Annotated in this window: 17 protein-coding genes; 8 read left to right on the forward strand and 9 right to left on the reverse strand. The window is 41.6% G+C overall.

Annotated features, from left to right (window positions below; translation table 11 throughout):
- Positions 1-28: 28 nt before the first annotated feature.
- Positions 29-2,575: a GIN domain-containing protein gene (locus tag LN995_RS07565; protein WP_229959978.1), complete on the reverse strand. Its 2,547-nt coding sequence runs from the start codon at positions 2,573-2,575 to the stop codon at positions 29-31.
- Positions 2,572-2,916: a PadR family transcriptional regulator gene (locus LN995_RS07570; protein WP_229959979.1), complete on the reverse strand. Its 345-nt coding sequence runs from the start codon at positions 2,914-2,916 to the stop codon at positions 2,572-2,574. The genes LN995_RS07565 and LN995_RS07570 overlap by 4 nt, the downstream gene beginning before the upstream one ends.
- 281 nt (positions 2,917-3,197) lie before the next feature.
- Between LN995_RS07570 and LN995_RS07575 the strand changes: the two genes are divergently transcribed.
- Both LN995_RS07575 and porU2 read left to right on the forward strand, forming a co-directional pair.
- Positions 3,198-4,295: a putative type IX sorting system protein PorV2 gene (locus LN995_RS07575; RefSeq protein WP_229959980.1), complete on the forward strand. Its 1,098-nt coding sequence runs from the start codon at positions 3,198-3,200 to the stop codon at positions 4,293-4,295.
- A 24-nt stretch (positions 4,296-4,319) separates the two neighbouring features.
- On the forward strand, positions 4,320-9,317 hold the full coding sequence (porU2, locus tag LN995_RS07580; protein ID WP_229959981.1) for a putative type IX secretion system sortase PorU2: 4,998 nt from the start codon (positions 4,320-4,322) through the stop codon (positions 9,315-9,317).
- Between the two features lie 66 nt (positions 9,318-9,383).
- Here porU2 and LN995_RS07585 read toward each other — a convergent pair whose 3' ends face one another.
- Genes LN995_RS07585 through LN995_RS07595 form a run of 3 tightly spaced genes read right to left on the reverse strand, consistent with a single transcriptional unit; the run spans position 9,384 to position 12,040 of the window.
- Positions 9,384-9,869 carry a dihydrofolate reductase gene (locus LN995_RS07585; RefSeq protein ID WP_229959982.1) on the reverse strand — a complete coding sequence of 162 codons (486 nt, stop codon included), beginning with the start codon at positions 9,867-9,869 and terminating at the stop codon, positions 9,384-9,386.
- Between the two features lie 4 nt (positions 9,870-9,873).
- A complete protein-coding gene (gene fmt / locus LN995_RS07590) occupies positions 9,874-10,803 on the reverse strand; it encodes a methionyl-tRNA formyltransferase (RefSeq protein WP_229959983.1) in 930 nt (309 codons plus the stop codon).
- A 4-nt stretch (positions 10,804-10,807) separates the two neighbouring features.
- Positions 10,808-12,040, reverse strand: coding sequence for an exo-beta-N-acetylmuramidase NamZ family protein (locus LN995_RS07595; RefSeq protein WP_229959984.1), 1,233 nt, complete (start codon positions 12,038-12,040; stop codon positions 10,808-10,810).
- Positions 12,041-12,100: 60 nt separating this feature from the next.
- Between LN995_RS07595 and LN995_RS22025 the strand changes: the two genes are divergently transcribed.
- The gene (locus tag LN995_RS22025) at positions 12,101-13,315 is read left to right on the forward strand and encodes an ABC transporter permease (protein WP_229959985.1); all 1,215 of its coding nucleotides are present in this window, start codon (positions 12,101-12,103) and stop codon (positions 13,313-13,315) included.
- A 175-nt stretch (positions 13,316-13,490) separates the two neighbouring features.
- On the opposite strand, the gene LN995_RS07605 is transcribed toward LN995_RS22025, so the two are convergent.
- The 3 genes from LN995_RS07605 to LN995_RS07615 form a co-directional block, all read right to left on the reverse strand.
- On the reverse strand, positions 13,491-14,324 hold the full coding sequence (locus LN995_RS07605) for a mechanosensitive ion channel family protein (RefSeq protein ID WP_229959986.1): 834 nt from the start codon (positions 14,322-14,324) through the stop codon (positions 13,491-13,493).
- A 96-nt stretch (positions 14,325-14,420) separates the two neighbouring features.
- Positions 14,421-15,122, reverse strand: coding sequence for a peptidoglycan DD-metalloendopeptidase family protein (locus tag LN995_RS07610; RefSeq protein WP_229959987.1), 702 nt, complete (start codon positions 15,120-15,122; stop codon positions 14,421-14,423).
- Between the two features lie 47 nt (positions 15,123-15,169).
- Positions 15,170-15,739 carry an HNH endonuclease gene (locus tag LN995_RS07615; RefSeq protein WP_229959988.1) on the reverse strand — a complete coding sequence of 190 codons (570 nt, stop codon included), beginning with the start codon at positions 15,737-15,739 and terminating at the stop codon, positions 15,170-15,172.
- 271 nt (positions 15,740-16,010) lie between these two features.
- On the opposite strand from LN995_RS07615, the gene LN995_RS07620 reads away from it, so the two are divergent.
- Both LN995_RS07620 and LN995_RS07625 read left to right on the forward strand, forming a co-directional pair.
- Complete coding sequence (locus LN995_RS07620) at positions 16,011-17,183, forward strand: ferredoxin--NADP reductase (RefSeq protein ID WP_229959989.1); 1,173 nt, start codon at positions 16,011-16,013, stop codon at positions 17,181-17,183.
- A gap of 105 nt (positions 17,184-17,288) precedes the next feature.
- Positions 17,289-19,019: a M3 family oligoendopeptidase gene (locus tag LN995_RS07625; protein WP_229959990.1), complete on the forward strand. Its 1,731-nt coding sequence runs from the start codon at positions 17,289-17,291 to the stop codon at positions 19,017-19,019.
- A gap of 134 nt (positions 19,020-19,153) precedes the next feature.
- Here LN995_RS07625 and LN995_RS07630 read toward each other — a convergent pair whose 3' ends face one another.
- Positions 19,154-19,720 (reverse strand): TetR/AcrR family transcriptional regulator, encoded by a 567-nt coding sequence (locus LN995_RS07630; RefSeq protein ID WP_229959991.1) that lies wholly within the window; start codon positions 19,718-19,720, stop codon positions 19,154-19,156.
- 368 nt (positions 19,721-20,088) lie between these two features.
- On the opposite strand from LN995_RS07630, the gene LN995_RS07635 reads away from it, so the two are divergent.
- The 3 genes from LN995_RS07635 to LN995_RS07645 are packed head-to-tail and all read left to right on the forward strand — an operon-like array spanning position 20,089 to position 22,299.
- Positions 20,089-20,898, forward strand: a complete 810-nt coding sequence (locus LN995_RS07635) for an enoyl-CoA hydratase/isomerase family protein (RefSeq protein ID WP_229959992.1) — start codon at positions 20,089-20,091, stop codon at positions 20,896-20,898.
- Between the two features lie 50 nt (positions 20,899-20,948).
- Positions 20,949-21,449 carry a sterol desaturase family protein gene (locus LN995_RS07640; RefSeq protein WP_229959993.1) on the forward strand — a complete coding sequence of 167 codons (501 nt, stop codon included), beginning with the start codon at positions 20,949-20,951 and terminating at the stop codon, positions 21,447-21,449.
- Positions 21,421-22,299, forward strand: coding sequence for a MerR family transcriptional regulator (locus LN995_RS07645; protein ID WP_229959995.1), 879 nt, complete (start codon positions 21,421-21,423; stop codon positions 22,297-22,299). The genes LN995_RS07640 and LN995_RS07645 overlap by 29 nt, the downstream gene beginning before the upstream one ends.
- Positions 22,300-22,525 lie beyond the last annotated feature (226 nt).

Genomic DNA, 22,525 nt, shown 5'->3' on the forward strand with positions numbered 1-22,525 from the left:
AGAGCTAAAGCAGCTCCGGGTGTAGTTATTAGCGACGGCTTATTTTGCTGGGGCCGGAAGTATCAATAGTTACGTTGGCCGGTGTGCCTCTGTACTCTATTTTGCTGGCACCAGATGCATTTGCACGTAATGTATTTGTAGCGTATACATTGGCAACTGCCACGCCACTAACTTCAATATCCACAGAGTTTGCCCGCAGCTCTTCTGCCTCTATTTTGCAGGCACCAGATGCGTCTAACTCTAATGTTTCGGTGGTACCTGTAAACGAGCTGGCTGATGCGCCTGCAATATCTACTTTCAGGTTCTGGACTCTTACATCTATAACCGCTTTGGTTGCTCCTGATAAATTAACTTCCAAGTCATTAGCTGTAAGGTTGCCAACATCTGCTTTAATGGCACCGCTTAAATCAATTTTACGAATATTAGGTGCTGTAATCTGCACGAGTATTGGCTCACGGTTATCAAAAAGGTTAATAGACTTTTCAGTGTACCCAATGTTAAGCTCATTCTCATCCTGATCTATTTTTAGCCGGCGTAAGTCACTGCGCTCACCTCTGACACGGATACTATAGTTATCTCCCTGCTTAAGCTGCACATGGTAGGGGCCGCTGACGGTGATCTCCTCAAAGTCATTGAAGTTAAATGTTTCAGAGTTGCTGCTGTATGCATCTTCGTCTAGTAATACGCTGCTGCCAATATCAAGGCCTGTCAGGTTTATATCTATGTCAGAATCGGAGTTATCATAAGAACTGTCTTCATCTGTTGAAATCGTATCGCTGGCACAGGTTAGACACTCCAGCATATCTCCCTTTACCTGCCAGGTATTGCGAACAATTTTGCTTGTACTATAGTCTCTGTCAAAAGTAGCGCCTGGTAACATATGAACGAAACCGCGGGTCAGGCGGAGCTTTTTATTTTTAGGTAGCATCAGGGTTATTTCCAGATCCTGGTCACGATAAACGGCTCCTCTTCTAAACTCATAGCTGTTGTCGAACCTGATAACGGAGTCGCGCTGAATTACACGATAAGAAACCATGTGTGCATTACGTTGCGCTTCTTCTTCTGTGCGGCCTCTTGCCTCTACACGCTGAATAACCTCAACGTCTTGTCCATTATGTTCCCGTACATCCACATATATGTGGTCGTAGCTGTTATTGGTATCATAAGCATCTAAGGTTAAACTTCCATAAGCACTTACGGGTATCGTCTTTGTTGTTAACACTTCGCCGCTGCGTCTGAAGTTGTTGGAGAACATAACTATGGTTGCTATCATAACACATAAGCTTACTAACCACACGCCAAACATAGACCAGCCTACAATGGGGCGCAGAAAAAAGCGTTTAGACAATAAGGCAACGCCTAAAAAGAAAAGTAAAAGTATGGGAATAAGCCCTACCACGAAACCTGCCACCAGTCCGAGCCTGGGAAAGCCCCCGATATAAACGGAGGCCGGGAAATCGTTAAAGTCAAAATAGGATACGTCAACAAGGCCAAGTGATACAAAAAACGTGGAGAGAAGGGCTATGGTAAGTCCTATGGAGAGCAGCAGTAGAAAAATGCCTGCGCCAACTCGTATCAGCGTAATCAGGAAAGCCAGTATTGGACCCAACGCATGGCCTAACCAGGTAAACAACTGAGACACCAGGCGTACAGGCAATAGAATAATTTTAGCTAAGGTGCTTTCTTCTCCGTCCGGCCCTTTCATATTAAGGTTGTCCCGGAGCATTTTTTCTATACCTGCTAATGTAACCGGATCGCCTTGCATTTGCATACGCTCTGTAAGGGTAACAGCTTCAGGTACTGCTACCCATAAAATAATGTATATGATTACACCAGAACCTCCAAGCAGGACAGAGGCTAAAAACAGAATACGTACTACGGATACATCAACCCCGAAATACTTACCTAAGCCGCTGGCTATTCCTGCAAGCTTTTTATCTTCAGGGTCACGGTACAGTCTTTTAACTTTGGTTTCAGGAAGATGCGCACTTTCAGGCAGGGCAATCCATAATATAATGTAAATTATGACAATGGGAGCTGCTGATATGCCTGCTGTTAACGGTGCAATAACAAAAAGCAGGAACAGGAAAAATAGCCTTACCCAGACAATGTCAATGTTCAGGTAGTTGGCTAAACCGGCACACACACCTCCTATTACCTTGCGGTTTATATCGCGGTACAGCTTTTTATGCCTTGGCTCAGAATAAGCTTCTTCCTCCGGTCCAGCTTCGGTTTCGGTTTCAGTTTCAGGGTTTGTTCCAGTAGTTGTGTCTGTTGCTGAGTAAGGTGGCATCTCTGCTTCTACTGGCTCTACTACCTCGAAATCTGTTACATTGCCCATTCTGGTTATCAGGTATTGTACATCTTCCATTGTAATAACCTGCTTGCCTGGAGACAGGCGGGCAGAAAATATTTCTGCAATACGAGCTTCAATGTCAGCTATGATTTCCTCATGCCCCTCATAATTAGAAAAATAAGTCCGGATAGAGGCCAGGTATCTGCTCAGCTGCTCATATCCATCCTCTTCTATATGGAAGATTATGCCCTGCAGGTTGATACTTATGTTCTTTTTCATGACTGCTGATCTTTCTTGTTTTGGATGATATGTTCAGTTGAGTTAACCAGTTCTTGCCAGGTTTCGCGGAGTTGCTCTAAAAATTCGCGGCCTGTTTCAGTTAGTGTATAGTATTTCCGGGGTGGCCCGGAGGTGGATTCAACCCAGGTATAATCGAGAAGTGATGCATTCTTTAGGCGGGTGAGCAGTGGGTACAACGTGCCCTCTACAACAATCATTTTAGCCGCTGTAAGCTCTTCCAGCATATCAGACGCATATACTTCACCACGAGAGATAATCTCCAGAATACAGAATTCCAGAATACCCTTCCGCATCTGTACTTGTGTGTTTTCAACTTTCATGATGATTTCATTTAATCTTTGGTCAAAGATATTATAAGGTACTATGTAAAGCAAGGTACTGTATAAAAATATTTACGGGCAGTCCTTTTTATAGTTATCAAGGATGCTGATTATTGTTGTAAATGATTAGTTTTGTACAAAATACATGATTGCATACTTGCTAACTAATCTGTTCCTTTTGATGTTAGAGGGGACGCTTTTGCTTCCGGAAAGAAGAACGGAGGAGTTTATATGATTTTAATAATTATATTTTAGGGAGAATGCGATAACGTTTACTAGTAATGACAAAACTTACCTTTCGCTGTTTGGTAGCTGTTTTTATACTGTTTGGCTACTCTGCTGCCTCAGCTCAAGTATTCACCCCAAAGTACAGCAATGAGTTTCTTAACATAGGAGTAGGAGGGCGTGCCCTGGGTATGGGCAATGTACAGGCTGCTATCGCTAACGATGCAACAGCTGGCTACTGGAACCCTGCAGGGCTTCTGCTGCTCAAAGACAAGTACAACGTGACACTGATGCACTCCGAACTTTTTGCAGGAATAGCGAAAAACGATTTTGCCAGTTTTGCCATGCCTCTGGATTCCAGTAGTGCATTAGCTATATCTGTTATAAGACTTGGTGTGGACGATATTGCCGACACTCGCCGCCTGCAGAATGAATATGGCTATATTCAGTACGACAGTATTAAATTTTTTTCAGTGGCTGATTATGCTATGCTTTTGTCTTATGCCCGCCGCAGCACCTTAATAGAAGGGTTAAGTTTAGGAGCTTCTGCAAAAATCATTTACCGTAATGTGGGGGAGTTTGCCAATGCCTGGGGCTTTGGAGTAGATGCCGGGGCTCAACTGCAACGGGGTAGCTGGCAGTTTGGACTTATGGCAAAAGACGTAACCACCACTTTCACTGCTTGGATGCACAATGTAGAGGCGCTCGAAGAGGCTTATTATCAAACGGGGAATGAACTGCCGGAAAATACAGCAGAGCTTACTTTACCAAGACTGGTGTTAGGTGTCGCTAAGAACTTTGAGTTTAACGACAAATTTTCTGCCCTGCTAGCCACAGATATAGATTTTACTTTTGATGGCAAACGCAATGTACTGTTAAAATCCGATGTTGTTTCGGTAGACCCACATATGGGATTAGAGTTAGCCTATGCTCATACCATTTTTGTTCGTGGAGGTATTAACAACTACCAGGAGACCAAAAGTTTCGATGGTGGTACTGCCAAGCATATGCAGCCAAATTTTGGCATTGGCTTCAAAACTAATGGTTTTAACCTCGACCTCGCTTTGTCGCGTGTTAGTGACGAAGAGAGTAATGCTATTTCCAGCACTAGCACTTCCTCAGTCATAGTTTCTCTAGGGTATTCTTTCAATTAAAGTAAACTGTTTAGCCAAACAGCAATGCATACTATTTTACAATACAGGCGTTTCTTTATTTCTTTCTCCTTGCTGCTCTTGAGCCTTGCAGGTAGTTCTGTTCAGGCACAGAATGCGTATGGAAATGAGTGGATAAACTATTCTCAAACATATTATAAAATAAGAATAGCAGAGACCGGGCTTTACAAATTAGATTATGACTACCTCAGTAACTTAGGTCTTGCGAACATTAACCCGCAAAACTTACAATTGTACAGAAGAGGTAAAGAAGTAGCTATTTATATAGCAGGGGAAAGTGACGGTAAACTAGACACGCAGGATTATATAGAATTTTTTGGCGAGAAAAATGACGGTGCACTAGACCAAGAACTTTATAAGAACCCAGCTGACCAAGTTCATCAGCTAAGGAGCCTTTATACTGATACAGCTGCTTATTTTCTTACTTATGCTCCAGAAAGGGGAAAACGTATGCGTGAGACTAACCCTGCTGTAAATGGGCGCATTCCAGAGTCGTATCATTTGCAAAAAGCTGTTACTGTACTGAATGAAACTTACTTTCGGGGCAAGCTATATGGAGAGAATGCAATGCCATGGATGGATCAAGGGGAAGGGTATATGTCAAACCGTTGGATTGGTGCTAGAAGTTATTCAATAACAGGTATTAAAAACATTGAAACGAGTGGGCCTAAACCTGTAGTTGAATTTGCTACAGTTGGAGCTTATCAGGAATACCATACTCTTGATGTTAATGTTACATCTGGAGGAACTACAAGAAAATTAAAAACCTATCAGTATGATTTTTTTGCACATGAGGTTGATAAACAGATTGTTAATTTTAGCGAGGTTGCTAATGGACAGGTAACTCTTCAAATTGTTCCTGTTTCTACAACCACAAAAGGAAATGCTATTAGCTTTGCTTATGGTATTGTAACTTACCCACAAAAGCCCCTATTTACGGGTAATCCTATGGTTCTTTATACAGACTCTACCCGTTCAACCACTCCTTATTTTGAGTTTGGCAACATTCCCGCAACAACTGTTGCTTATGATGTTACAAATCTGGAAAATATTGTGCGCACTCTTGGATATGATGCAGCATCAAACCGTGGTTATGTTATCAGAGCTGAGGATGGTAGAACTCATAAAATACTGCTTGCCGATGCCTCGAAAGCTCTCACGCCACCAGTAGCTAAAAGAATCAGTTTTAGAAATATAAATCCTGCTGCTCATAATTACATTGTGCTTACAAATAAGCGCCTGATGCAGCAAGTTGGCGATTATACTTTGCCGGCTCCTAAGGCTTATGCTGAATACAGAGCTTCTGAGGCTGGAGGAAATTACGATACTTTATTAGTGTTTATTGATGATATAGTAAACCAGTTTCATTATGGTGAACATTCTGCTAATGCTGTAAGGCATTTCCTGAGCTTTATGAGTTCGTCATCTAATGCCAAGCAACTATTTATAATCGGCAAGGGGCTTGAATATGACAGAATTAATTACAGAAGTTCTGGGGAAGCCGCTTTAGATTTAGTTCCCACAGGAGGTGTGCCTGCTTCAGATGTTTTTTTCTCAGCTGATTTTAGAAATAACTCTTTTGTGCCTCAGGTGCCAACAGGAAGAATACCTGCCACATCAGCAAGTGAAGTAATGAATTATCTGGATAAGGTAAAAGAATATGAAAGCCAGCCACAGGGCCTTGCCTGGAGAAAGAACATCTTACAATTAGGTGGTGGAAAAACTGTGTCTGAAATCAACACTATTGCTTCTTATTTAAGCTCTTATAAAAATATTGCTTCAGGGCCTTTGCTCGATGCCAATGTAATTGAGAAGTACAGGAAAAATGTAAGCGAAGCTGTTGAGGTTGTAAATGTTGCAGAGGAAGTCAATACCGGCCTTTCATTAATTACTTTTTTTGGGCATAGTTCAACAAGCATTACTGACCTGGATATAGGCTTTGTTTCCAGAGATGTAAATGGTTATAAAAATAAAGGGAAATACCCAGTAATGTTGCTGAATGGCTGTAACATAGGAAATGCCTTTATTCCAAATTCTGTCTCTTTTGGTGAAGATTGGGTGATTACTCCCAACAGAGGAGCTATAGCCTTTATTGCTAGTACAGATTATGGTTATCCTAGTTATCTTCATTTATATACATCAAATTTCTATACAGCTTCATTTCAGAATCCGGAAACATATGGCAGCTCGATAGGAAATATCCAGAAAGAAGTAATACGGAAAGTAAAGCAGACTTCATCTAACGATATGGCAACTGCTGTGGTGCTAAATATGCTTTTACAAGGAGATCCTGCTATAAAACTTTACTCTCCTGAGAAGCCAGACTATTATATAAAGGAAAATGCTTTCTCCATCAAGAATGAGGACGGAAGTGCTGTAACTGCATCTTCTCCCAAATTTATTCTTAAAGTTAATGTTGGCAACTTAGGGAAAGTTATAACTGAATCGGTATCTGTGAAGGTTAACAGAACACTGGCTGATCAAACTACTGTTATAAATTATGAGCCATTTGTAGTTAATTCGATCCAAAGCCATGATACTATTCGTTTGGAGATCGATAACGAAGGAGTAACAGCAATTGGCATGAACTCTTTTGAGGTTACACTTGATGGTTTGAATGAAATTGAAGAGTTAGATGAAAGTAACAACGCTCAGAAGTATCAGTATTATTTCCCTTCCAGTAATTTACTTACATTAAGCCCGTCTAAATATGGAATAGTTAATTCAAATAAAGTAAAACTGGTTGCACAGGGTAGTACGAACCAAATTACAGGAGCTGAATATTATTTTGAACTGGATACCACACAAGCCTTTAACAGCAATCTGAAGCAATCTTATACGGCTAATAGCTCCCTCTTACCAACATGGGAGGTAACATTACCTAGTGTTACAACTAGTGACAGTACTGTTTATTATTGGCGGGCAAGGTTTAATACTTTTAAGGCAGAAGAAGATACTGTCTGGGCCGAAAGCTCTTTCAGGTATGTCCCTAACGGGAAAAGCGGATGGTCTCAGAGCCACTACGGACAGTTTGATGAAGTTCAGACAGATAAAGTAACAAACACAGGAAAAGAGAATATAAAATGGACTTTTGATCCTGTGCAAATGGAAATTGCTATTAGAACAGCTGGTGGTAACATAAGGTTTGAAGAAACCTCCTATGGATTGTTCATCAATGGAAAGCCTATGGTGGTAGCGCAATGTAGTAATCCTGCAGGAAGCGCCACTCCAAGAGTTTATTTAGTTGCTATTGACAACAAATCATTAACAACTGTTTCAGGTGTTTTTTCTTCTGGAGCCTGTTCATATATGCCGGAGCTATATGAGTTTGGAGATATGAGAACTGTAGCAAACAGAATTAAGCTGGAGAATTTCTTAAAAGCTGTACCTGATGGTTATTATGTTGCCGCCATTGGTATCAATGCTGTTCCATATGGTAGTTTTACGGCGGAACTTAAAAATGCTTTCAAAAGCATTGGCTCCGAAGCAATTGATAACCTTCAAAATGGTTATCCTTTTGCAATTGTAGGACAAAAGGGGGGGACACCGGGTACTGCAAATGAACTTACTGCTTCTTTAGATGATGAGCTTTCTCCTTTATCTCAGGATATATCACTTCAGACAATCCTTAGTGCCAATCAGCAGTCAGGCACAGTTACTTCTGCTGTTATAGGGCCTGCTTTAAATTGGGGAACCCTGTATCATAATGTAGAAGAGTATAAAGGTGGCGAAGATGAGTATACTTTAAGTGTAACAGGGATTGATACAACAGGGCAGCAAGAGGTGTTGGTCGAGAAAGTAAATACTAAAGCTTTTGACCTTTCAGCGATTGATGCAAAAACATACCCAAAACTGCAATTGTCTGTGTTTTTGTCCGATGAAACGGAGCGTACGGCTCCACAGCTCAAGGAATGGTTTGTGTATTATGATGCAGTGCCAGAAGGCGTTATTAGGCCTGATCTGGTACAGGTAAACGAAGAAACTTTATCTGAACAAGCAGATAAAGGAAGTCTTTCTTTACCAATGGCGTTTGAAAATATCTCCAACACAGCTTTTACTGATTCCTTGCTGGTGAAGGTAACGTTAACTGGGAATGGCATTCAATCACGGGTTGATAGTTTTAAAGTTGAACCTTTAACTGCTAATAAAACAGCTTATTTCAATTATACTTTACTAACTAATGAACTGGAGGGGAGCTATCAGCTAAGTATGTATGTGAATCCGACAGTGCAACAGGAACAGTATTATTTTAATAATGTATATGAGGTGCCTTTCAATGTTAAGGCCAGGCTTCACCCCATTTTAGACGTTGCGTTTGACGGTATACATATAATGGATGGAGAATTGGTAGCGCCAAGTCCTACGATCAGTATAACATTGAAAGACGAGAGTAAGGGCGTTTACCTGCAAGATCCTTCTGCTATGTCTGTTATCATGATTGATCCACAAGGCGAAGGTCAGGAGGTGCCTTTGATGTCTAATTCTGAGGTTAGATATTATCCGGCAGATGAAAAGAATGACTTTAAGCTGGAGTATAAACCATCGAAACTAGAAGATGGCGTATATACTGTGGAGGTGAAAGCTCGTGATGTAACCGGTAAGCTATCCGGAGTATCTCCATATCGAATAAGTTTTGAGGTGGTCAATGAGTCCAGTGTGACAAACTTTTACCCGTTCCCCAACCCTTTCTCCACCAAGACTAACTTCATATTTACACTAACTGGTGCCACCATTCCGGATAACTTCAAAATTCAGATTTTGACTGTAACTGGTAAAGTGGTAAAAGAGATCATGAAAGAAGAAATTGGTCCCATACGTATAGGCAACAACAAATCGGAATATGCCTGGGATGGCACCGATATGTACGGAGACAAATTAGCCAATGGCGTTTATTTATACCGTGTGGTAATGAGCCAGCAAGGAGTGGAGGATATGAAGCACCGCAACACCTTTGGCGACAAAGCCTTTAAAAACGGCTATGGCAAATTATATATTTTGCGCTAAGTGTGAAACAGTGTAAAAGTAGCTAAACAGGAAAGGCAGCGTTTAGTCGCTGCCTTTCCTGTTTAGCTACTTTCTGTGAAGCTCCAAAAAAGTATAGCTGTATTTATTCTTCTCGTCGGGTTCATGATGCAGTTCCGATACTGCTTGCCATTCATCCATGTCCAACTCAGGGAAAAAGGCATCACCTTCAAAAGTTTGGTGCACTCTGGTTAAGTGAATCACATCAACCAACGGGAGTACCTGCTTATAAACTTTCGCACCACCGATGATACATATCTGCTCATCCAGTTCTTTGGCTCGTTCAATGGCTTCTTCTAACGTATGAGTAATTATGCAACCTTCTGCTTTATAATCTTTCTGTGTTGTAATGATGATGGAAGTGCGCCCTGGTAAAAGCTTGCCAATGGACTCAAAAGTCTTTCGACCCATAAGAATAGGGTGCCCCATCGTGATTTCCTTGAAATGGCGCAGGTCTGCCGGAAGATGCCAGGGCATTTCGTTGTTCTTGCCAATGGTGTTGTTCTCAGCGGCGGCTACTACTATAGCTATCATTTTATTATACGTTAAAGTTGTAACCTCTCAACAAATCCTGTACAGGCATACGCTTCTTTCCTTCCATCTGGAGGTCAAGTATTGCAATGGCTCCAGCAGCGGTTTGCACATGCAGATAAGTTTTGTTATCTGTCTCAATCTGGCCAGGTTCCAGGCAGTACGCTGTGTCAGTTAGGGCTTCTACTTTAAACAGCTTAAAGTTTTTTTCATTAAAACGTGCCCAAGCGGCAGGATAGGGAGAAAGGCCACGCACAAAATCGCGTACTTGCTGAGCTGATTGGTTCCAGTTTATTTCGCAGGTGTCTTTAAAGATTTTAGGGGCATGTTTTGTCTCTGCCGAAGTTAGCTGTGCTTGCGACTGAACTTTATCTTCTTCAATAGCTTGTACAGTTTTAACAGCCAGCTTAGCGCCCTCATGCTTCAGCTTCTCGTACAGACTACCAAAATCGTCTTCTTCTAATATTGGCACCTTTTCTTGAAAAATGAGGTCTCCCGTATCAATCTCATGTTTCAAAAAGAAAGAAGTAACGCCCGTTTCTTTTTCACCATTAATAATGGCCCAATTAATAGGAGCAGCTCCACGATATTGTGGTAATAACGAAGCATGTATGTTAAAAGAACCCAAGGCAGGCATGGACCACACTACTTCTGGTAACATCCGGAAAGCAACAATAACCTGTAAGTTGGCTTTGTAGCTGCGTAACTCTTCCAGAAAAGCTTCCGATTTCAGGTTGGTTGGCTGTAGCACCGGAATATTTTGCGACACAGCATACTCCTTTACAGGCGACTGATTTAGTTTCTGCCCACGACCAGCTGGTTTGTCTGGTGCGGTAATAACAGCAACTACATTATAATTATGTTCAACAAGTGCTTGCAGGGTAGGCACGGCAAAATCAGGCGTACCCATAAACACGATGCGGAGATTTTTAGGCATAGTTTTATTTTGAATCTGAATAAAGTAAATATTGCTTACGCATATTCTTATAATCTGAAAGTGCAGGTTCCCAAGTGGCTCTTATCTCTGCCTCGGTCTTACCTGCTTTTATTTGTTCGCGAAGCTGTGGTGTGCCTGCTAACTTCTCAAAGAAGCTGTTAAAAAACTTGTCCTGGTTGGTGGAGTTCTTATAAAAGTCCAGCACATAAGTAAGCGTAAAAGGTTGAGCCATTTCAGTGTCTGTCAAGTTTAAACCATAGCACTTCTGTCCCTTATAAGGAGGGTCTCCGGCTCCTGGCATACTTTCAGGCATAAAAGAATAATCTTTGTGCTTGTAGTATGGGCTTCCAATTACCTGAAAAGGATAAGAAGTACCACGACCTACACTTACACTAGTGCCCTCGAAAAGGCACAGTGATGGATAAAGTGCTATAGCTTGCGCATTAGGTAAGTTCGGAGATGGCTTTATAGGTAAAGTATAAGCTGTATTGTGGGTGTAACTGACAACAGGAATGATGGTTACTTTACATTGACGTTGTCCTTCTAACCATTTCTCTCCGTTTATCATTTTAGCTAACTCGCCTATTGTTAGCCCATGTACAATAGGTATAGGGTGCATTCCAACAAAGGATTTTAGGGCAGGCTCCAGCACAGGGCCATCTACATAGTGGCCGTTCGGATTTGGGCGGTCCAGTATAAGTAGCGGTTTATTATTTTCGGCACATGCTTCCATTACATAATGCATCGTACTGATGTAGGTATAAAAGCGAGCCCCTACATCCTGAATATCGAATACAACTATATCTAAATTTTGCAGTTGTTCTGGCAGCGGCTTTTTGTTTTTTCCGTAAAGCGATATAATTGGAAGACCTGTTTTAATGTCTTTTGCATCTTTAACATGGGCACCAGCATCTGCATCGCCACGAAACCCATGCTCCGGGGCAAAAATGGTTTTTATCTGTATGCCCCGGCTTAATAAGGAGTCAACAAGGTGCGTTTGTCCAATTACAGAAGTTTGGTTTACCACCATACCGACACGTTTGCCCTGGAGCAACTTCAGGTACATTTCTGTTCTTTCAGCACCTGTCTTCAATGGCTGTGTCTGGGGCAATGCACTAGCTGTTTCTGTGGAATCAATTACTACTATCGCATCGGCAGCAGTTGAGGGTTGGTACTGAGAGCAGCTGCCCAGTGCAAGCAGAAGCGAAGTGTAAAGTATAAATAGGGGCTGTATCATAGTAATAAGAAAGAAGTCAAAATTCATACCTATCTTTAAGGCAGTTTAGCAAAAAGGCGAGTGAATATTTCCAAATATATATCCGATAAGATATCAGAAGTACAAGCCGGCTCATTTACCTCGTCGGTTACAAAAATAGCAATTATCAGCATAGCAGCTGGCATTGGTATTATGATTGTGTCGTTTGCCATACTCGAAGGCTTCCGAAATGAGATACGGGAGAAGATCTTCAGCTTTAGTTCACATCTGCAGGTGAGTAAGTATGACACGAACAATTCTTTTGAAGGGGCACCAATAAGCAGAACAATCGGAATCAGTGATACTGCCTCTATTCCAGGAATTAAGCATATTCAATCTTTCGCCCGCAAAACAGCTATTATTAAAACAGATGATGAAGTACTGGGCGTAGTGCTAAAAGGGGTAGGGAAAGATTATGACCTGCAAGCAATGCAGCAGAATCTGGAAGCAGGAAAGCTGATTACATTTAACGATACAGCCTCATCAAAAGAAATCCTGATAAGCCAGCGCATTGCCAGTAAACTTAGGCTTAGTGTAGGGGATGATGCCATTTTTTACTTTATCCAGAATCCGCCGCGTGCCAGGAAGTTAACCGTTACCGGGATTTATAATACAGGTTTAGAGGAGTTTGATGAGGTTTTTGTGATAGGGGACCTACAACTGATACGCGACCTGAATGGTTGGCCGGACACATTAGTGGGTGGCGTTGAAATAGTGCTGAAGGATTTTGACCAGATAGACCAAGTGGCAGACCAAGTATTTGAGCAGATGAATTATGACCTGCAACTAGAGAAAATAACTGATCGGCACGCACAGCTTTTCGACTGGCTGCAACTTTTGCGTAAGAACGTAATCATCTTCCTTATTCTGATAATTTTTGTGGCTACCTTCAATATGGTATCTACCGTTTTTATTATGATTATTGAGCGCATTAATATGATTGGTGTACTAAAAGCGGTAGGAGCTACAGATAACCAGATAAGGAAAGTATTTTATTTCAGAGGGCTTAACCTCACAATTAAAGGCTTACTATGGGGAAACCTGATTGGAATTGGTTTTTGTGCTATTCAGGACTATTTTAAAATAATACCGCTTGACCCGGACAACTATTATATGGACACCGTACCGATAAGTTGGAATATAGGGATGATTATTATTTTAAATGTGATTACTCTATTACTGACAATGCTAGCTATTCTGATTCCTGCCTCTATGGTGGCACGTATTAAACCAGTAAAAGCTATTAAGTTTGATTAATAATAGATAGCTCTGTATCTGAAGTTTTGTAGCGTCTTTTTCTTGTGAAACTTGCCCCTATCAATTTTTGCTTACTAATTTTTTAGAAAACGCACAACTAAAGGCACCTAACAAAGTCTAGATAAAGGTCTTTGTTAGGTGCCTTTAGTTTGTAAAAATGAGCTAATAAGCTTTCCTATGCCTGCTGCACATTAATTACCTCACGCTTCTGAATTGGCGCTGGCATTTTAACTTCATTCTGCTCAAAAGCAATTTTTATACGTTCAGTCATCTCCCAGTTAAGCGGCCAGAACTCTTCCTTTTTTGCCCACAGGCGCATGCTGATCGTTATAGAATATTCTGTAAAGCCAGTAGCGGCAATAAAAGGGGCTGGGTCTGTGAGAATACGCTGATCAGTATCGACTAGCTGTTGCAGCAGCTGTTTAACAGCACTAAGGTCATTTTGTGGGCTGATTACCAGGTTGAACTCCATTCGCCTAGTTGGCTCCACCGAATAGTTTACAACCACGCTATTTGCTAATGGGCCATTAGGCATATAAATAACCTGATTGTTGCCCGTTTTTATAACTGTGTTAAAGATGTTGATCATGTGTACAGTGCCCATTTGACCCTGTGCCTCAATAAAATCTCCTACTCTAAAAGGCTTGATGGTTAAGATTAACACTCCACCTGCAAAGTTGGAAAGGCTGCCTTGCAAAGCCAGGCCAATAGCCAGACCAGCCGAGCCTAACACGGCTATAAAAGAAGTCATTTCAACACCAAGCTGCGCTATAACTAATATAATAAGTAAAATGCGCAACGCTATAGATAGCAGGTTTTTCAGGAACGGACGTAGCGAAATATCTACATCTTTGCGTTGCATCAGGCTGTAAGTAACCTGAACAATGCGGTTTATTACCCAAAGCCCTATGAGAAGGGTGAGTATGGCGCCAAGCAGCCGGAGGCCATACAGTACTACAAAATCAGTTATAGAATTGCTTAATTGCCCAAGATTGTCGAACTCGAACATAAAATTAAAAGTGATGTAAGAAAATAAAAAAGGCCTGGCACGCCCTTAATATTTATGCCAAAGCCTAAAGATGGGCAAAAAATAAAGGAATGACAACTACAGAGGCAAGTGCCGGCACTGCAGTATCAGGTTAGGGTTAGGGCAAAGTTGTTGATAGGTAGCTTTTTCAGTTAGCATGGCCACTCCTGGGTAATCTCCGGATTTATTTTCCATAGAACTTATTACCTGGAAGTGCAGGTGTGGCGGCCAGTCACCATTTTCCGGGAAAGGACCAACCTCCGCAATTTTGTCTCCTTTCTTGATAGGTTTTCCGACCTGTAAATCCTCCAGAGAAGTGCGTGTGAGGTGGCCATATAACGTATAAAACGTTACATGCTCTAACTCATGCTCCAGAATAATAGTAGGGCCGTAGTCGCCAAAGTTAGCATTATCCTGAAAGCTATGTATAACCCCATCCAGAGGTGCAAATACAGTTGTACCAGCATTCAACCAGACATCAATGCCTAAGTGAAGATTGCGGCTCTTGGCTTCTTTATCGAAATGTGAACTGCGGCTATATATCGATCTGTTCTCCATATAACCGCCTACCCCTATTGTTGCTTTCTGAAGCTGTAGCATTTGCTGCACAGCTTCGTTAAAAGTAGCTGTATCTTTAAGGTCAATATGGCGCAGTAGCTCGTTTGCGGCAGAAAAGTCCAGTGCGCAAACATCTGCTGCATTTAAATCAGCATCTAATACAGGGGCAAAAGCATGGCTATGCCTGCTTAGGGTTTCACTAAGGTTACTTGAGTTTAGCATAAAAGTAAAGGTGGGTAGTGTTACCACCTTTGCAAGTATAAGAAGAATTAGCTTAGTTCTTCAACATACTTTTCCTGCATTGCCTTAGAAAGTGTTTTCAGGCTTTTAGTTTTGCCAAAAAGTTCTTCTGACTTCTTGCTATAAGCCTGTGCTGCTTCCTGTAGTGTTTCAAAAGTGCCTAGGTTAATGCGCTGTTTGTTGAAGTGAATGATAGCGCGATACTTTTGAGCTTCTTTATGTACACCACGTACCCCGAGTTTATTTTCGGTTTTGGTTGTGTTGCGAACAATTTTACAAAGCGGTGCCCACTCAAGGTTCTCAATGCGGCAGTCTAACTTATTCCCGTTTTTGAAGTGAACATAGAGTTTGTTGTTGCTTTCTGGTTTCTCAAGCAACTGCTCTCCGATCATTTTATGGAGATAAATTGTTTCGTTCTTGTACTTGCCACTTTTTAGTGGCCAGTTCTTCTGGAAAAAGGCGTAACCGTTGGAGTGGATGCGAAGGTGCTTCAGAAATTCTATCTGCTGGAGGTAAGCATTGTTCTGAATATACTCGTAGGTTCGATCATCTACAACTACGGTTTTTTCACAGTTCTTTAGTGTTAGTTTGTAAAGCATCTTGTTTTTAAGTGATTGAGTTGTAATAGGAAGCAGGTATGAGCTACCAGACATGAAAGCTCATTACTTCTGGCTGTACAGCATGCTGTAAAGTTGCATGTATTTTTTTATATCTGCTACTGCTAATATTACCGGATTTATAAACAATACGCTTGATTCGTCTTTTGTGGCTACTTTTTTAAGGGTTCTTTCCGTGAACATAACATAAAGTCGTAACTTTCAGTCGAAAAACGATAGTCAATGTATTAAATTATATAGTAAGCATATTATAATGAGTAGCCAATATTATAACCTGAAAGTGGTAGAGATTACACAGGAAACAGCCGATGCCGTTACCCTTCATCTCGAACACCCAGCTAAGCAAATAATTGACTATAAACCTGGTCAATTCCTGACGCTGATACTTTCCATCAATGGCAAAAAAATACGCCGATCATACTCTCTCAGTAGCACTCCACAGGAAGCCCCACGTTTATCTGTTACTGTTAAACGTGTAAATGGTGGTTTAGTATCAAACCATTTGCTCAATAACGTAAGAGTAGGTGAAAATATTGAGGTGATGGAACCAATTGGTAATTTTTGCCTCAATTGCGAAACCAGCAATATCCGCAACATTATTCTGTTTGGTGCAGGAAGTGGTATCACCCCGCTAATTTCTATTTTAAAAGCAGTGTTGCGCGAAGAACCACAGAGCCGGGTTACCTTGTTATATGGGAACCGCAATAAAGAGGCTGTTATTTTTAGTGAGCAACTGAAGCAGTTGGAAGAGGCAAACCAAGGCCGGCTGCATGTAGAGTACATTTACAGCCAGCCACAAAGTAACCAGCCCAAGAAGAAATTAAGCTTGCTGGAGCGCCTGAAACTGGTAAAACCCAAAGAGGAGGAGCCAGTTAGTCTGCCTACGCAGGACAATGAGCACCACGGGCGTATGAACCAGAGCATGGTTATTAAAATTCTGGAGCGGCTACAGCTTACAAAACCTGTTGATGCTTTATATTACATGTGTGGGCCAGAGGGAATGATGGACGAGGTGGACAAAGCCCTGAAGGTATTGCATGTGCCCGCAGAGCGGGTTTTCAGAGAAAGCTTTGTGAGCAGCAAATTAATCCAGCAAGACCAGGAAGAGCATCATGGAGATGTAAGTGCTACAGCGGATGATGGAGAGATTAAAACCCAGACAGTAAAGCTTATTTATGAGGGTGCTGAATACAATGTAGAGGTGAAGCCGAACCAGACTATACTGGAAGCGGGTTTGGAGCAGAACATTGACTTGCCTTATTCCTGCCAGGCAGGCCTATGTACAGCCTGTAGAGGCAAGTGCCTCAGTGGTAAAGTGCACCTGGATGAGCGAGAGGGGTTGTCTGAAGCGGAGTTAGAAGAAGGATATGTGCTAAATTGTGTAGGCCATCCCTTAACTAATGATGTGATAATAGAAATCGGATAAAAAAAAATCCCGTATAAAAAGCAAAGCCACATGAGACACAATGTGGCTTTGCTTTTTTTGTGCGTTACAATGTTTGTACATAAATTACGACTTTAACTTTTGTATATGAGTTCAACTGACACTAGTATAAAAATACCGCAGCGTAAACCGCGTACCTTTCTGCCTGAAGACTTCAGTGTTGAAAGTTGGGAAAAAATACAGCCACACTTTGAAGAGCTTAAAGCCCGTGAAATTAACAGTGTAAAGGACTTAGAGAAGTGGATGACTGATAGGAGTGAGTTAGAAAGCGTATTATCAGAAGAACTTGGGTGGCGTTACATCCGGATGACCTGCGATACACAAAATGAAGAAGTAACCAAAGCCTTTCAGTATTTTGTTGAGGAGATAGAGCCCAAGGTAGCCCCTTATGACCATGAGCTTAACCAAAAGTTAATGGAGTCTCCTTATGTAAAGAACGTGGACGAGGACAAGTACCGGATATTTCTGCGGGGCGTAAAACGTGCCTTAGAGATATTCCGCGAAGAAAACATTCCGCTTAGTACAGAAATCAGTACAAAGCAACAGCAATATGCAGCCGTTACAGGTGCCATGACAGTTACCCTAGATGGGGAGGAAGTTACCCTGCAGCGTGCCGCTGATCGTTTAAAACGCACTGATCGTGAGGTACGCCAAGAGGCATGGCTTGCTATACAGGAGCGCCGTATGGAAGACCACCAGAAGCTGGATGATCTGTTTGACGAGCTTTTGCGCTTACGTGATCAGGTGGCTAAGAATGCTGGTTTCGAGAACTTCCGCGATTATATGTTTGCTGCCCTTGGGCGCTTCGATTACACACCTCAAGACTGCTTCGACTTTCACCAGTCCATTAAAGAAACCATTGTGCCTCTATTTACAGACGTGGATCAAGAGCGAAAGGAAAAGCTGGGCGTAGAGGAGCTCAGGCCCTGGGATTTGGATGTAGATCCAAGTAGCAAAGCTCCCTTAGAGCCTTTTAACTCAGGTGAGGAGCTGCTAGAGAAAACAGTGCAGGTATTTTACCAATTAGATACCTTCCTGGGCGACTGCCTGGCTACCATGCGCGAAATGGGGCATCTAGATTTGGAATCCAGAAAAGGAAAGGCTCCGGGAGGATACAATTACCCCTTAGATGAAATTGGAGTGCCATTCATCTTTATGAATGCTACATCCAGCCTACGGGATGTAATTACGCTATTACATGAAGGAGGTCACGCAGTACATTCTTTCCTGACACGCGATTTACGCCTGAATGCTTATAAGCATCCACCATCAGAGGTGGCTGAGTTAGCCTCTATGTCTATGGAGTTGATCTCTATGGATTATTGGGACAATTTTTTTGAGGATGAAGACGAACTACGCAGAGCCAAGAAAACTCACCTGGAAAGCGTACTGGAAACTTTTCCTTGGGTAGCTACAATCGACAAGTTCCAGCACTGGATTTATGAGCACCCGGAGCATACGCAGGAAGAGCGTCATAATGAGTGGGTAAACATTTTTGAGACTTTCAACCACAAGGAGGTAAGCTGGAAGGGGCTGGAGAAATACAAGCCCTACATTTGGCAGAAACAGCTGCACTTATACGAAGTGCCGTTTTACTATATTGAATATGCCATGGCACAACTTGGGGCTATAGCCGTTTGGAAGAACTACAAAGAGAACCCACATGAAGGCCTTGCCGCTTATAAACGTGCCCTTAGCCTTGGGTATACGGTTTCTATTGGAGAGGTATATGAGGCAGCAGGTATTAAATTCGATTTCAGTACAGACTATATAAAGAGTCTCGCAGATTTTGTTCAGGAAGAAATGAATAGCCTGTAAAAGAAAGTAGTACTAAAATAAAAAGAGAAAAGCCCAAGGTGTCATATCTTGGGCTTTTCTCTTTTTACCAGGCAGCACTGGTAACAGTGCTGCCTGGTAATTTATTAAGGGTTAGTAGGGTAACAGGGCGTAGATTAATTATTTTTCATGCCGTTCAGCATCATGTAAGTCAGGTTCTCAGCAATTTCAGATGGTGTCATTTTTCCTTCTGGCTTGTACCAGGTGTGTATCCAGTTCAGGCCAGAGAACACAGTCATGGTGGCAAATTTTACATCAGGCACCTTAAACTCTCCACTCTCCACACCTGATCTAATAATTCCTCTAAAATGAGCTTCATACTTGTCACGAAGTGACAGGAAGGAACTGTGGTAAGGCTCGCTCAGGTGACGCCACTCATACAAGAAGACGGCAGATGCTTCTGTGTTTTGCGTCATTACCTTAACATGGGCAGCAATTGCCTTGGTCAGTCGCTCAGTAGCAGAAGCCTGTGGAGAATCAACAGCGTCAGTGGCCTCGAAAAACTCACGTGCCATTCTGAAGCAAACTTTTTGCAAGATTTCTTCTTTTGACTTAATGTGCGAGTAGATGCTGGCAGCTTCTATACCTAGCTCATTTGCTAAATCGCGCATTGATGTAGCCGAATAGCCTTTTGCTTTGAATAAGGCCGTGGCTGTTTCCTCTATTTGTTCTTTTCTGCTCAAAGTTTCTGCGAATAAAGTTAGTTAAAACAAATATAATATACCTAACGAATGTTAGCAAATTTCTGTTTGTATTTTTTGTATTAAAAAGCCGCAATATAGCTTAAAGCTAAGGTTAACTTATTTTAATACAAACGATAGTTAATATTTTGGGTGCAAAATACTAAATTTTACGCCTAAAAAATATTAAAGGCTAAAAAAAATTAACAAGATGGCTTATTTATTGCTAATGTATAATTAAAGTTGTGTTGGATTTTTGATTTTAATAAAGACATGAAATGAGGCTAAAGTTTTAGAGCTTAATAAGAATGCTTGCGTATATGAGAATCAGACCAACACCAAGAGCAAATACCTAAAATAATAAAGCTACTATGACGGATACGACCACAACTGCTAAAGAACTGACGCTGGAATACGTTCATTATGAGGTTAGAGACCGCGTCGGCTATATCACCCTTGCCAGAGAAGAAAAACGTAATGCATTGAATGCTGAAATGGTATCAGACCTGAAAAAGGCTTTTGCCATGGCCGAAGAAGACGAAACTTGTAAGGTAATTGTGCTGCGGGCTGAGGGCAAAGTTTTCTGTGCCGGAGCAGACTTAGAATATTTGCAACTTCTGCAGCAATACAACTACCATGATAACCTTGTTGATTCTACGCACCTGATGGAGCTCTTTCGCCTGATCTATACCTTAAAGAAGGTGGTTATTGCTCAGGTACATGGCCATGCTATTGCCGGTGGTTGTGGTCTTGCTACTGTCTGCGACTTTACTTTTACTGTGCCAGAGGCTAAATTCGGATACACTGAAGTCAGAATAGGGTTTATACCTGCTATAGTCACTGTGTTTCTTTTGCGGAAAATAGGTGAGGCGCGTGCCAAAGAACTGCTGCTCACCGGCGATCTTATTTCAGCTGGTGAAGCGCAGCGTATAGGGCTTATTAATTTTGTTGTTTCACCTGAAACACTGGAGCAGGAGGTCTTTGCTTTTGCCCAGAAGCTTTGCTCTCAGAATTCCCGCTATTCTATGGAGGTGACAAAAGAAATGGTTGCCCGTGTGCAGGAAAAAACACTGGAAGATGGGTTGCTTTATGCTGCAGAAATGAATGCACTTACCCGTGGTAGCGAAGACTGCCAACGAGGTATTGCCGCTTTTTTAAGCAAAGAAACGTTGAAGTGGTAAAATTCTGTTTAAATCTTAAAACAATTCTCTAAACTTGCTGTTCTTCGGATATGCTGATTGGTTTCGGAATTATGTTAGCTACTTTTGTGGCAATGGAAGGTGTTGCCTGGGGTATGCATAAGTACGTACTTCATGGCTTTATGTGGTTCCTGCATAAGTCTCACCACACACGTCACAACCATGCTTTTGAGCTTAATGACCTCTTTTTTGCCTACTATGGTACACTGGCTATGCTGTTCTTTATTTTTGGCAGCGAACCTTTAGACTATAGGTTCTGGATAGGAGCGGGTATTACATTATATGGCGTGGCTTACTTTCTGATACACGACGTTTTTATCCACAGGAGACTAAAGCTGTTTGGTAAAACGTCTAATGTTTATCTGAAAGCCTTAAACATGGCGCACAAGGTGCACCATAAAACGCCGGGTAAATATGGCTCCGAAGCGTTTGGGATGTTGTGGGTGGCTCCGAAATATTTTAAGTCAGCTTACGACATAGTTCAAAAACAGCAAAACGAGAAGGGTGGCACAGTACACTATAAAAGAACTTGAGCATCTGTCAGGTGTAAAAGCACATACGATACGAATTTGGGAGCAGCGTTATAATATTCTTACCCCTCAGCGAACAGAAACAAATATCCGGTATTATAGCGATGCTGATTTAAAAGCTTTACTTAATATTTCTCTGCTGAATGAGCGGGGATACAAAATTTCAAAGATAGCTCAGATGGACCGCTCGCAGATTCTGCAGACAGTGCAGCAGCTGTGCGACGAGCCAAACCAGGAAGGCACACACCAGATAAATACATTGGTGGCGGCCATGATTGATATGGATGAAGAGCAATTCGACAAAACGCTGTCTACTGCTACCTTGCAAATGGGTTTTGAGTGGACGATGTTGCACATCATTTATCCATTCCTAAACAAAATTGGTATTCTTTGGCAGACAAACAATATCAGTCCGGCGCATGAGCATTTTGTGAGTAACCTGGTGCGTCAGAAACTAATTGTGGCAATAGACGGACAAGTGTTGCGCAAGCATGCACAGGCTCCTACTTATTTATTGTATCTGCCGGAGGGGGAACTGCATGAACTGGCATTGCTGTACATGAATTATATTATCAGGTCTCATCATTGCCACGTGTTTTACCTGGGGCAGAACCTGCCTTTTGAAGACCTAAAGTTAACTTATGAGCAATGCAAACCTGATTTTATTTGCACTGTGATGACATCGGCGCCAGAGCGGGATAAGGTACAGGAATATTTAAATAACTTGTCTGCGGCATTTCCAGGCTGTACTGTTTTTGTCTATGGAATTCTGATACAGCAGGATGAACTTATATTTCCTCCTAATATCAAAGTCATACCTGATATGAGAAGCTTTATTACTTTATTCAGCTAATAAGCTTCGCTGATTTAACAAGCAAAAACCCGGCATCTAAGACAGGTGCCGGGTTTTTGCTTGTTATACTTCCTAAAGTTTAAGCCTTGAGTTAGTGAAGAGTTGCATTAATGTTAAGTTAAAGGGATTAGTTTTAATTTTGTTTATTTATTTTTAAATAATATTAAACGAAATTAATCTATTGGAATCAAATGACGTACATTTGTTTAATATTTAAGTTTTAATA

Source organism: Pontibacter silvestris (assembly GCF_020907275.1).
Classification (GTDB): domain Bacteria; phylum Bacteroidota; class Bacteroidia; order Cytophagales; family Hymenobacteraceae; genus Pontibacter; species Pontibacter silvestris.

What these genes read in the sequence shown, in the direction of transcription:
- LN995_RS07570 (WP_229959979.1), bottom strand. Translation starts at nt 2,916, where the DNA reads ATGAAAGTTGAAAACACACAAGTACAGATGCGGAAGGGTATTCTGGAA.
- LN995_RS07575 (WP_229959980.1), top strand. Translation starts at nt 3,198, where the DNA reads ATGACAAAACTTACCTTTCGCTGTTTGGTAGCTGTTTTTATACTGTTT.
- porU2 (WP_229959981.1), top strand. Translation starts at nt 4,320, where the DNA reads ATGCATACTATTTTACAATACAGGCGTTTCTTTATTTCTTTCTCCTTG.
- LN995_RS07625 (WP_229959990.1), top strand. Translation starts at nt 17,289, where the DNA reads ATGAGTTCAACTGACACTAGTATAAAAATACCGCAGCGTAAACCGCGT.
- fmt (WP_229959983.1), bottom strand. Translation starts at nt 10,803, where the DNA reads ATGCCTAAAAATCTCCGCATCGTGTTTATGGGTACGCCTGATTTTGCC.
- LN995_RS07640 (WP_229959993.1), top strand. Translation starts at nt 20,949, where the DNA reads ATGCTGATTGGTTTCGGAATTATGTTAGCTACTTTTGTGGCAATGGAA.
- LN995_RS07615 (WP_229959988.1), bottom strand. Translation starts at nt 15,739, where the DNA reads ATGCTTTACAAACTAACACTAAAGAACTGTGAAAAAACCGTAGTTGTA.
- LN995_RS07620 (WP_229959989.1), top strand. Translation starts at nt 16,011, where the DNA reads ATGAGTAGCCAATATTATAACCTGAAAGTGGTAGAGATTACACAGGAA.
- LN995_RS07585 (WP_229959982.1), bottom strand. Translation starts at nt 9,869, where the DNA reads ATGATAGCTATAGTAGTAGCCGCCGCTGAGAACAACACCATTGGCAAG.
- LN995_RS07635 (WP_229959992.1), top strand. Translation starts at nt 20,089, where the DNA reads ATGACGGATACGACCACAACTGCTAAAGAACTGACGCTGGAATACGTT.
- LN995_RS07605 (WP_229959986.1), bottom strand. Translation starts at nt 14,324, where the DNA reads ATGTTCGAGTTCGACAATCTTGGGCAATTAAGCAATTCTATAACTGAT.
- LN995_RS07565 (WP_229959978.1), bottom strand. Translation starts at nt 2,575, where the DNA reads ATGAAAAAGAACATAAGTATCAACCTGCAGGGCATAATCTTCCATATA.
- LN995_RS07595 (WP_229959984.1), bottom strand. Translation starts at nt 12,040, where the DNA reads ATGATACAGCCCCTATTTATACTTTACACTTCGCTTCTGCTTGCACTG.
- LN995_RS07610 (WP_229959987.1), bottom strand. Translation starts at nt 15,122, where the DNA reads ATGCTAAACTCAAGTAACCTTAGTGAAACCCTAAGCAGGCATAGCCAT.